Source organism: Ramlibacter sp. AN1133, from assembly GCF_037890035.1.
Classification (GTDB): domain Bacteria; phylum Pseudomonadota; class Gammaproteobacteria; order Burkholderiales; family Burkholderiaceae_C; genus Ramlibacter.
Map to the genome: position 1 here is coordinate 54927 of NZ_JBBKTQ010000030.1, position 10253 is coordinate 65179.

A 10253-nucleotide genomic window follows, 5' to 3' on the forward strand; every position below is an offset into this window, starting at 1 on the left:
CATGGCGGTGGCCGAGCGCTTGTTCCTTTCGTTCTGGTGCAAACGAATGGCGCCACAGCCGAACTGCCGCCTGGCTGGGGTTTCCCCCGACGTCGGTCGCCACGTCGGCGTCGGCGGTGCAGGGGCTTCAGCTTGCGGAGTCTGGCCTTCGCCCCCTCAGCGCTGGCGGTATGCAGTGGAGGCGGATTCGGCGCTGCTCTCGAGGCAGCGCTATCCGCTGGTCAACGGTGATCTCACGGCGACTGCTGTCGTTGCGCAGACTGCGTAGTGGCGATCGCGGTGTTCCTTGGGCATGCGCAGGGTGATGGCATGCATCAAGGGCGGAAGTCGGCGGGGCGATGACTCCATTCAACCGCAGGTGGAGCAGGGCGCAGGGCGCGAATCGAACCCGGCAAGTGCACCAAGCCGAATCTGAGGAGCGTCACGCCACCTATGTTGAGACTCGGAGCGCGCCAGACCTGCCTCAATCGACCTTCACGTTCCGCTTGCGCACCACTTCCGACCACTGTGCGGTCTCGGTGGCGATGCGCTGCGCCAGCTGCTCGGGCGTGCCGCTGCCTGGTTCCATGCCCAGTGCGACGAACCGCTCCCGGGTATCAGACTTGGCCAGCATCCGGTTCATCTGTTCGTTCAGCTTGTCAACAATCGGCCTGGGCGTGCCCGCCGGCGCCATCAAGGCGTACCAGGAGACCGCCTGGAAGTCAGGGAACCCCAGTTCGGCGATGGTGGGCACTTGCGGCAGCGCGGTCGAGCGCCGCGGGCTGGCGAGCCCGAGCGCCTTGAGCTTGCCCTCGCGCACGAACGGCACGGCTGCGGCAGTCTGCACGAACATCATGCTGACCTGGCCGCCGACCACGTCGGTGAGGGCCGCGCCGACGCCCCGGTACGGGACGTGCACCAGCTTCAAGTTGGCGCGCAGCGCCATCAGTTCACCCGCCAGGTGCGCCTGGCTGCCCGCTCCGGGGGATGCGAAGCTGAGGGTGTCCGGCTTCTTCCGGGCGGCCGCGATGAGGTCCTGCAGGTTTGCCACCGCAAGCGCGGTGTTGACGACCAGTACGTTTTCGACCGTGGCGAGCAGAGCCACCGGGGCCAGATCCGACGCCTTGTAGGGCAGGTTGGCGAACAGCGATGGGTTCACCGCAATGTTGCCTACCGGTACGATGCCGAGCGTGTACCCGTCCGGCGCGGACTTCGCGACGGCGTCGACACCGATGTTGCCTGCGGCTCCCGCCTTGTTCTCCACCACCACGGGCTGGCCGAGGCTGTCGGTAATCGCCTGGGCGGCGATGCGACCCAGCAGGTCCGCTGGACCACCCGGCGGGAACGGGACCACCATGCGCACAGGCTTGGCCGGCCAGTTGTCGGCGTGCGCGAGCCACGGGGCGCAGGCCAGCATGGGTGCGAGGGCGATCAGCAGTCGTCTCTTCATGTCAAAGCTCCTCAAAAGGCGGTAAGGCTTCGTCGGCCATGCGTCCGAGCACGTCGTATTCGGACGCCTCGGGGGTCGCGAAGCCGGCAAGCAGAAGGCAAGCGCGTTCGGGCGCCAGATCCGGATGCGCCAGCGCGTGGCGCAACGAGGCCCGCAGGCTCATGACCTGCTCGAGCGGAAGGGTGGCCGTGGCCACCAGTGGGGGAATCGGTGTCCAGCGCGTCGACGCGATCGTCCGCACCTGGCCGGCGTAAGCGGGATCGTCCTGGCGCAGCAGGTCGTGGAAGTAGCTGTCCAGGGGACCGACGTCGACCTCGCCTCGCGCCAGCGCATCGATCACGCCGCGCGCGTTGACGAGGTTGCCGACGCTGCGGGCATACAGGCGCGGGCGATCAGTTGAGCGGAAGGCCTGCAGGTGCGCATTGAATGCGACGCCGCCCGACATCGAGTCCGCCAGGGTGTAGGCGGCGATGCCGCCGAAGGTGTCCTCCAGCCGCTGGAATGGAGCATCGGCGCGCACCACCAGGTCCGTGCAGTACCGGGCCAGCCCCTGGTACCGCGGCGGACTCGGAATCGGCGCGGCGATGACCTGGGGCGCCGGAGTGCGCCGGGCGCAAGGCAGTCCGCACATCATGGCGAGGCCGAGGTCGTCGCGCGCCCACAACGCGTTCAGCGGCGCGGGAGCGTCGTGGTCGACGACCTCCCAAGGCAGCGCAGCGTCGGCGAGGACCCAGCACAGCAGCCGCTGCCACGCATGCTTCACACGCGGAGTGGCGGAGTACATGCGGGCGTTGGCGACGGGCATGGCGCTCAGCGGAAGCGAAGGGTCTGCCCCAGGCCCATGCGGTGGGCCTTCTGCAGCATGAAGGCACCCAGGGCAATGTCCGACAGCGACAGCCCGCGGTGCCAGAACAGGTTGGTCTCGTGGTCGCTTTCGCGCCCCGGCTTCACGCCGGCGACGATCTGGCCCAGTTCGGCGTGCAGGTTGCCTTCGTTCAGGCGTCCGCTATCGACGTGCGCCCGAAGTGCGCCGAAGGGTCCGGCCTTCGCCTGGCCCCAGTCGTCCATCACCATCTTGTCCATGATGTCCGTCAGCGACAGCTCCACTGCGCTGTTGGTGCCGTAGGGGATGACCAGCGCGCCCTTCTTGATCCACTCGGTCTTCAGCAAGGGCGTCGGCTTGTCCAGGCGCGAGGCCTCCACCACGATATCAGCGTCGCGCACGCAGGACTCCCAGTCCGGAGTGGCGATGACCTTCTTGCCCAGGTCGCGCTGCAGCCGGGCGGCAAACGCGTCGCGGCTTTCCGGCCGGCGCGAATGGACCCGGATTTCGTCGAAGTGGAAGATGGAATCGAGCAGCCGCACGTTCCAGTACGAGGTGCCGCGCGCGCCGACATGGCCCAGCACGCGCGAGTCCTTGCGGGCGAGATGGAGCGCGCCGATGGCCGTGATGGCGCCGGTACGCATGTCGGTGATGTCCGACGCATCGATGATGGCCACGGGCGCGCCGGTGCGCGGATCGAACAGGTTCAGCAGGGCGAGCTCCGATGGCAGGCCCTGCTCGTAATTGCGGTAGAAGTCGCCCACCACCTTGACGCCCGCGAGCTGCAGCGGGCGGATGTAGCCGCGCAGCACGTTGAAGTGTCCGGGGTAGTCCTTCTCGGGCACGAGATGCATGCGCGGCTCGATGGCGGTCTGGCCCAGGCCCTGCGCGCGCAGGCCTTCCTCCACGGCCCGCAGGATTTCGTCGTCCGTGAGGGCAAGGGCCTGCACGTCGGAGTGGTTGAGGTAGTGCAGGTCGATTCGTCGGGTGTCGGTCGTCATGGGCGTTCCTTCGGTGGAGTTCGTTGGTTCAGGGCTGCACCATCGGCAGGTCGAGCCCGTGTTCGCGCGCGCACTGCAGGGCGATGTCATAGCCCGCATCCGCATGGCGCATGACGCCGGTGGCCGGGTCGTTCCACAGCACGCGGCGGATCCTTTCCGCCGCTTCGGCCGTGCCGTCGCACACCATGACCACGCCCGCATGCTGCGAGTAGCCCATGCCGACGCCGCCGCCGTGATGGAAGCTGACCCAGGTGGCGCCGCTGGCGGTGTTGAGCAGCGCGTTGAGCAGCGGCCAGTCGCTGACCGCGTCGCTGCCGTCCCTCATTGCTTCGGTCTCGCGATTGGGCGAGGCCACCGAGCCGCTGTCGAGGTGGTCGCGCCCGATCACGATGGGTGCCTTCAACTCGCCGTTCTTCACCATCTCGTTGAACGCCAAGCCGGCAAGGTGTCGCTCGCCCAGACCGATCCAGCAGATGCGTGCCGGAAGGCCCTGGAAGCTGATGCGCTCACTCGCCATGTCGAGCCATCGGTGCAGCGAGGCATTGTTCGGGAACAGCTCCTTCAGCTTGGCATCGGTTTTGCGGATGTCCTGCGGGTCGCCGGATAGCGCGACCCAGCGGAAGGGGCCGACGCCGCGGCAGAACAGGGGACGGATGTACGCCGGCACGAATCCGGGATAGGCGAAGGCGTCCTCGACGCCGAAGTCCTTTGCGACCTGGCGCAGGTTGTTGCCGTAGTCCACGGTGGGCACGCCCATCGCGTGGAACTCCAGCATCGCGCGAACGTGCTGCGCGCAGGACTCGCCCGCCGCCTGCGCCAGCTGCGCGTGCCGCGACGGATCCTTCTGCGCCGCGAGCCACTGCTCCACCGACCAGCCGACCGGCAGGTAGCCGTTGATGATGTCGTGCGCAGAGGTCTGGTCGGTGACGATGTCGGGACGCGGACCGCCGGCCTTTGCGCGGCGGGCGAGCTCCGGCACGATCTCGGCGGCGTTGCCGCACAGCCCGATGGACACCGCCTGCTTGCGGCTGGTGTAGTGCGCGATCATGCCCAAGGCCTCGTCCAGGTCCTTCGCCTGTTCATCGAGATACTTGGTGCGAAGGCGGAAGTCGATGCGCGACTGCTGGCATTCGATGTTGAGCGAACAGGCACCGGCGAAAGAAGCCGCCAACGGCTGCGCGCCGCCCATGCCGCCCAGCCCCGCTGTCAGAATCCAGCGCCCGGAGAGGTCGCCTTCATAGTGCTGACGGCCGGCTTCCACGAAGGTTTCGTAGGTGCCCTGCACGATGCCTTGGCTGCCGATGTAGATCCAGCTGCCGGCGGTCATCTGCCCGTACATCATGAGCCCCTTGCGGTCGAGTTCGTTGAAGTGCTCCCACGTCGCCCACTTCGGCACCAGGTTCGAATTGGCGATCAGTACCCGCGGGGCGCCCGCATGCGTGCGGAACACGCCGACCGGCTTGCCCGACTGGATCAGCAGGGTCTCGTCCGATTGCATGCGCCGTAGCGTGGCGAGGATGGCCTCGAACGCAGGCCAGTTGCGCGCCGCCTTGCCGATGCCCCCGTAGACGACCAGGTCGTCCGGGTTCTCGGCCACGGCCGGGTCCAGATTGTTCTGAATCATGCGGAACACAGCCTCGATCTGCCAGTCGGCGCAGCTGCGCTGGTTGCCGTGCGGTGCGCGCACCGGGCGTGCTGCCGCCGGGGGGAAAGGGGGTTGCGAGAGGTCGGACATGCTCGGATTCCTGCGGTCGTGGATGGCGGGACGGTGTTGTCTATACAAGTTGGAGACGCGAAGGCTACTTGTCTATACAACTTGTGTCAACTCGGATATGCTCGCCCTCATGGAAGACACGGAACGACCGGCATACGAGCAGGTGAAGGGCTGGATCCGCCAGCACATCGCGAGCGGCGAATGGAGGCCCGGCGACGCGGTGCCCAGCGAGGCCGCGCTCATGAGCCGTTTTTCCATCAGCCGCATGACAGCCAATCGTGCGCTGCGCGAACTGGCCACGGAAGGGCTGGTCACCCGTGTTCAGGGCTCCGGCACGCGCGTGGCGCAGTTGCACCGGATCTCCTCCCGGCTGGTCATCCGGGATATCCATGAGGAGGTGGCCGAGCGTGGGCACGTGCCGGGTACGCGCGTGCTGCAAGCCGCGCAGGTGAAGGCCGGTCCGGAGGTGGCGGAATCACTCGCCCTGCGCAAGGGCGCAAAGGTGTTCCACACGATCATGATCCACCTGGAAAACGGAGTGCCGATCGTCTATGAGGACCGCTACGTGAACCCGCTGGCAGCGCCGCGTTACCTGGAGACGGACTTCACGCAGGAGTCCCCTACGCTTCACCTGCTGCGGCATGCGCCGGTGACCGAGGCCAGCTACACGATCGAGGCGTGCCTGCCGAGCGCGAATGAGGCCACGGCGCTGGAAATCGGACCGGCCGAGCCCTGTCTGGTCCTGATGCGGCGCACCGTGAGCGGCCCGCACGTCGCCAGCGTGGCGCGCCAGGTGTACCCGGGTACGCGCTACAGCTTCAGCGGGCAGTTCCAGGCATGAGCTGGTCCTTCGTTTGCTTGGCAAGCGTTGCGTCAATACCGTGGCGTAACGGCGGCGGCGTCACCCGCGAGCTGCTCGCCTGGCCCGGGCCGGGCGACTGGCAGGTGCGCCTCTCGGTGGCAGACGTGCAGGCGGACGGCCCGTTCTCGCGCTTCCCGGGCATCGAACGCTGGTTCGCGGTGCTGGATGGCGCAGGCGTGGTGCTGCGCCTGGGCGACCGATTCCAGCGGCTGACGCCGGCGAGCGAGGCCTTCCGTTTCGACGGTGGCGAGCTGGTGGACTGCGCACTTACCGCCGGCGCAACCATCGACTTCAACCTGATGGCCGCACCGGCAAGGGCACGGATGCGCCGCGTGCGCGGATCGCTGCCGGTGTTGACGAGTGCGCCAGCCATTGTGGCCGTTTACGGACACGCGCATGGCGCGCGGATCATGCTCGGTAACGAGGCCATCGAAGTGCCCGCCGCGCACCTGGCGTGGCGGCTGCAGGACGGGCCACTGAGTGGGGTGGTCCAAGGCCAGGATGCACTCTGGATGGAGGCACTGCGATGAGCGTGCAGATCTGGGAAAACGCCCGCGTCGCCACCATGGCGCCCGATGCGGCAGCGCCGTACGGAATGATCGAAGACGGGAGCGTGGCGGTGCGTGGCGGCCACATCGCCTGGGTTGGCCGACGCAAGGACATGCCCCCGGAACTGCGCGTCGGCGCCGAGGCGCATGACGCGCAAGGCGGACTGCTGACGCCGGGCCTGATCGATTGCCACACGCATCTGGTGTACGGCGGCGACCGTGCCAGCGAGTTCGAGGAGCGGCTGAACGGCGTCAGCTACGAGGAAATCGCGCGGGCCGGCGGTGGAATCATCTCCACCGTCAAGGCGACCCGCGCTGCGGACGAGGCGACGCTGCTCGCGCAATCGCGCCGTCGCTTGCGCGCCCTCCTGGCCGAGGGCGTGACGACGATCGAGATCAAGTCCGGCTATGGACTGTCGGCCGAGCACGAGGCCAAGTGCCTGCGGGTTGCGCGGTGCCTGGGCGAGACGGAAGGGGTGAGCGTGCGCAAGACCTTCCTCGGTGCGCATGCGCTGCCGCCGGAATTCGCAGGCCGCGCCGATGAGTATGTTGACGAGGTCTGTCGCATGCTGCCGCAGTTGCACGCGCAGGGGCTCGTTGACGCCGTGGACGCCTTTTGCGAAACCATCGCTTTCTCGCCCGCACAGACGCGACGGGTCTTCGAGGCCGCACGTGCCCTGGGCCTACCGGTCAAACTGCACGCCGAGCAGTTGAGTGACTCCGGGGGAGCGGAACTGGCTGCCTCCTACGCTGCGCTCAGCTGCGATCACCTGGAATGGCTGGGCGAAACCGGCGCGCGCGCGATGGCGCGCGCAGGCAGCGTCGCCGTGCTGCTGCCGGGTGCGTTCTATTTCCTAAGGGAGACCCGGCTACCACCGGTGGCCCTGCTGCGCGAGCACGGCGTGCCGATCGCCGTTTCCACCGACTGCAACCCGGGCAGCTCGCCCTGTACCTCGCTGCTGCTGATGCTGAACATGGCATGCACGCTGTTCCGCCTGACGCCCCAGGAGGCCTTCGCCGGCGTGACGCGCAACGCCGCGCGGGCACTGGGGCTCCGTGACCGAGGCATGCTCGCGCCGGGTCTGCGCGCGGACATCGTGCAGTGGGATGCCACTACGCCCAACGAACTCTGCTATGCGCTCGGTTTGAATCCGCGCCGTGCATCCATCCTCGAAGGACAAGCTCAATGACGTTCCGCCTGCGCCGCGGCAGCGTGCCGCTGCTTGTGAGCATTCCCCACATGGGCATAGAGATCCCGCAGCGTTTGCGCACCGAGTACGTGCCGCGCGCTTTGGCCGTGGAGGACACCGACTGGCACCTGGACCGGCTTTATTCGTTCGCCGCCGAGCTTGGTGCCAGCGTGCTGCAGCCCCATGTGTCCCGCTACGTGATCGACCTGAACCGACCGGCCGACGACCGGCCGATGTACCCGGGCGCCTCCAACACCGAGCTGTGCCCCTCGCGGTTCTTCACCGGCGATCCGTTGTATGTGCAGGGCGCCGGGCCCTCGGACGAAGAACGAATGCAACGACTGGGCGTCTACTGGGCGCCCTACCACGAGGCGTTGCGGTCGGAACTCGATCGCGTCCGCGGCGAACACGGTTTCGCGCTGCTGTGGGACGCGCACAGCATCCGCTCGCAGATTCCGTGGCTGTTCGAAGGTCGCCTGCCGGACCTGAACATCGGCACGGCCGGTGGAGACAGCGCAGGCGAGTTCGTCGCCGACGCCGTTGTGCGGGCCGCAGCGCGCCACCCAAGGTATACGCATGTCCTGAATGGCCGGTTCAAGGGCGGCTACATCACGCGTCGCTACGGCCGCCCCGCTGACAACATCCACGCCGTGCAGCTGGAGATGTGCCAGTGCACGTACATGCGTGAGGCGCCGCCGTACGAGTATGACGACAGCCGCGCAGCGCAAATCCAGCCGGTCGTGCGCGAGATGGTGGAGGCGGCGCTTCAGGCGTGCCGCACGCTCCATGAGTGAAGGACGGCGCTTCTTCGCCGCACAGGCCTGGGTTGGCGGTGGATGGGCGCGGGACGTGCTCCTGGCCGCGGACGCAGACGGCTTCTGGGCCCGCGTGCTCGTCGGCTGCAGCGATGCGGATCGCCGCCATGCGGAAGTGCTGAATGGGCCCGTGTTGCCCGGCCTCGTCGACGCGCATGGCCACGCCTTCCAGCGCGCCATGGCGGGACTGACCGAATGGGCTGCGCCCGGCCGGGACGATTTCTGGAGCTGGCGCGACCGCATGTACGCCGCTGCGCGGCGCATCGGGCCCGAGCAGCTGGAGACGATCGCCGGATTCCTGTACACGGAACTGCTGCGCGCCGGCTACACCCAGGTGTGCGAGTTCCATTACCTGCACAACGATGTCGACGGCGAGCCCTATGCCGATCCGTTGGAAATGTCGCTCGCGCTCGTGCGCGCCGCGCAGCGTACCGGCATCGGCTTGACGCTGCTGCCGACCTTGTACATGCGTTCCGGCTTCGGCGCCACGGGACTGCGCGAAGACCAGTGCCGTTTCGCCTCCACACCGGGGTCCGTGCTGCGCATCGCCGAGGCCGTGCGGCGTTCAGGCTCCGGCACGCGCACGATCACGGCTGGCCTCGCACTGCATTCGCTGCGCGCGGTGGACGAGGGCGCGCTGCTCGAAGCGGCGGCGGCCGCGCACCAGGCCCGCATGCCGGTGCATATTCACATTGCCGAACAGCAGCTGGAGGTCGACGACTGCATCCAGCGGCACGGGCAACGCCCGATCGAATGGCTGCTGGGCAAGCTGATCATCGACCGGCACTGGAACCTGGTGCACGCCACCCGCAGCACGCCCCGCGAACTGGCCGGGATACGTGATCAGGGCGCCTCGATCGTGATCTGCCCCAGCACGGAAGCGAACCTGGGCGACGGCGTGTTCGACCTGCCGGGTTGGCTGGGAATCGGCGGTCGCTGGTCCATCGGATCGGACAGCCATGTCACCCGCAGCCCGATCGAGGAACTCCGGCTGCTGGAATATTCGCAGCGCCTCGCCTTGCGCCAGCGCAATGTGGCGGCGCGTGCAGCGGGATGCGAGAGCACGGCAGGCGTGTTGTTCAATGGCGCCCTCGACGGCGGCAGCGCGGCGGCCGGCCAGGCTTGCGGCGGTCTGGCCGTGGGGCAGCGCGCGGACTTCTGCGTAGTTGATCCGGCTTCGCCGGCGCTGGCCGGCGTTCCCGCGCAACGCTTGCTGGACGCGCTGGTGTTCTCGTCGCCTGAGACCGTCATGGTGCGCGTGTGCGTCGGCGGGCGCGACGTCAACCTGCATCCCCCGTCGCGCGAATTCGCCGCGCTGATGCGCACGCTCTGGTGAGCGTGTTGGCAAGGTTGTACGGTCGTGTCTGCGAAGCTCAGGCAGCGAGTGTGTGGAGCATGGCTGCGGTACTCCGTGCCGCATGCCCGAACCCAGGGGCGCGTCCAGGAATGTCGAAGCGTGCCGATGGCCGGGCGTGTACTTGGCGGCGTTCACCATCAGGTTCTGCAGCACCTGCGACAGGCGCGTCGAGTCGCCGTGGACCCACACCGTCTCGCGCGGCTGCTCCACGGCAACGCAAATGGCGTGCTGCGGGCAGGTCTTGGCAGCAAAAACGGCCCACGGACTCCCCAAGTGAGTTCCCTAGAGAGGAGAGAGGCAGATGAACACAGGCCTAGTGAGCGTGGACAACGCATCCCATGGTGGCGGCGGGGCAGCTGTACGCGGCTCGGCGGGTGAACCCGGTATCGGCGGGCCGACGTTGGCAGAAGCAATTCCCGCCGTGCAGCAGCTGTCCAAACGGCATGTCCTCCTCGGCGTACCGCGGGAAACGGCGGCCCTTGAGAAGCGCGTGGCCACCGTGCCCGAGGTGGTG

9 protein-coding genes are annotated in these 10253 nt (G+C 67.9%); 5 read left to right on the top strand and 4 right to left on the bottom strand.

Translation table 11 applies throughout. The annotated features are described in order from the left end of the window. Nucleotides 1-463 precede the first annotated feature (463 nt). From WG923_RS26780 to hutU, 4 genes are read right to left on the bottom strand one after another with little or no spacing between them, the layout of a single operon-like run. Nucleotides 464-1429, bottom strand: coding sequence for a Bug family tripartite tricarboxylate transporter substrate binding protein (locus tag WG923_RS26780; protein ID WP_340354080.1), 966 nt, complete (start codon nucleotides 1427-1429; stop codon nucleotides 464-466). A gap of 1 nt (nucleotide 1430) precedes the next feature. Beyond that, the gene (locus WG923_RS26785; protein WP_340354081.1) at nucleotides 1431-2234 is read right to left on the bottom strand and encodes a phosphate/phosphite/phosphonate ABC transporter substrate-binding protein; all 804 of its coding nucleotides are present in this window, start codon (nucleotides 2232-2234) and stop codon (nucleotides 1431-1433) included. 5 nt (nucleotides 2235-2239) lie between these two features. After that, nucleotides 2240-3253 (bottom strand): ornithine cyclodeaminase family protein, encoded by a 1014-nt coding sequence (locus tag WG923_RS26790; RefSeq protein WP_340354082.1) that lies wholly within the window; start codon nucleotides 3251-3253, stop codon nucleotides 2240-2242. Nucleotides 3254-3281: 28 nt separating this feature from the next. Beyond that, nucleotides 3282-4988, bottom strand: a complete 1707-nt coding sequence (hutU, locus tag WG923_RS26795; protein ID WP_340354083.1) for a urocanate hydratase — start codon at nucleotides 4986-4988, stop codon at nucleotides 3282-3284. A 109-nt stretch (nucleotides 4989-5097) separates the two neighbouring features. Here hutU and hutC point away from each other — a divergent pair, with 109 nt between their 5' ends. Genes hutC through WG923_RS26820 form a run of 5 tightly spaced genes read left to right on the top strand, consistent with a single transcriptional unit; the run spans nucleotide 5098 to nucleotide 9718 of the window. After that, complete coding sequence (gene hutC / locus WG923_RS26800) at nucleotides 5098-5808, top strand: histidine utilization repressor (protein WP_340354084.1); 711 nt, start codon at nucleotides 5098-5100, stop codon at nucleotides 5806-5808. After that, nucleotides 5805-6359, top strand: a complete 555-nt coding sequence (locus tag WG923_RS26805) for a HutD/Ves family protein (protein ID WP_340354085.1) — start codon at nucleotides 5805-5807, stop codon at nucleotides 6357-6359. The genes hutC and WG923_RS26805 overlap by 4 nt, the downstream gene beginning before the upstream one ends. Continuing rightward, entirely contained in the window at nucleotides 6356-7567 is a 1212-nt protein-coding gene (hutI, locus tag WG923_RS26810) for an imidazolonepropionase (RefSeq protein ID WP_340354086.1), read from the top strand. Before WG923_RS26805 ends, hutI begins: the two co-directional genes overlap by 4 nt. Next, complete coding sequence (gene hutG / locus WG923_RS26815) at nucleotides 7564-8361, top strand: N-formylglutamate deformylase (RefSeq protein ID WP_340354087.1); 798 nt, start codon at nucleotides 7564-7566, stop codon at nucleotides 8359-8361. The genes hutI and hutG overlap by 4 nt, the downstream gene beginning before the upstream one ends. Next, nucleotides 8354-9718: a formimidoylglutamate deiminase gene (locus tag WG923_RS26820; protein WP_340354089.1), complete on the top strand. Its 1365-nt coding sequence runs from the start codon at nucleotides 8354-8356 to the stop codon at nucleotides 9716-9718. Before hutG ends, WG923_RS26820 begins: the two co-directional genes overlap by 8 nt. Nucleotides 9719-10253 lie beyond the last annotated feature (535 nt).

Coding starts and splice junctions, on each gene's coding strand:
- WG923_RS26780 (WP_340354080.1), bottom strand. CDS start 1,429: ATGAAGAGACGACTGCTGATCGCCCTCGCACCCATGCTGGCCTGCGCC.
- WG923_RS26785 (WP_340354081.1), bottom strand. CDS start 2,234: ATGCCCGTCGCCAACGCCCGCATGTACTCCGCCACTCCGCGTGTGAAG.
- WG923_RS26790 (WP_340354082.1), bottom strand. CDS start 3,253: ATGACGACCGACACCCGACGAATCGACCTGCACTACCTCAACCACTCC.
- hutU (WP_340354083.1), bottom strand. CDS start 4,988: ATGTCCGACCTCTCGCAACCCCCTTTCCCCCCGGCGGCAGCACGCCCG.
- hutC (WP_340354084.1), top strand. CDS start 5,098: ATGGAAGACACGGAACGACCGGCATACGAGCAGGTGAAGGGCTGGATC.
- WG923_RS26805 (WP_340354085.1), top strand. CDS start 5,805: ATGAGCTGGTCCTTCGTTTGCTTGGCAAGCGTTGCGTCAATACCGTGG.
- hutI (WP_340354086.1), top strand. CDS start 6,356: ATGAGCGTGCAGATCTGGGAAAACGCCCGCGTCGCCACCATGGCGCCC.
- hutG (WP_340354087.1), top strand. CDS start 7,564: ATGACGTTCCGCCTGCGCCGCGGCAGCGTGCCGCTGCTTGTGAGCATT.
- WG923_RS26820 (WP_340354089.1), top strand. CDS start 8,354: ATGAGTGAAGGACGGCGCTTCTTCGCCGCACAGGCCTGGGTTGGCGGT.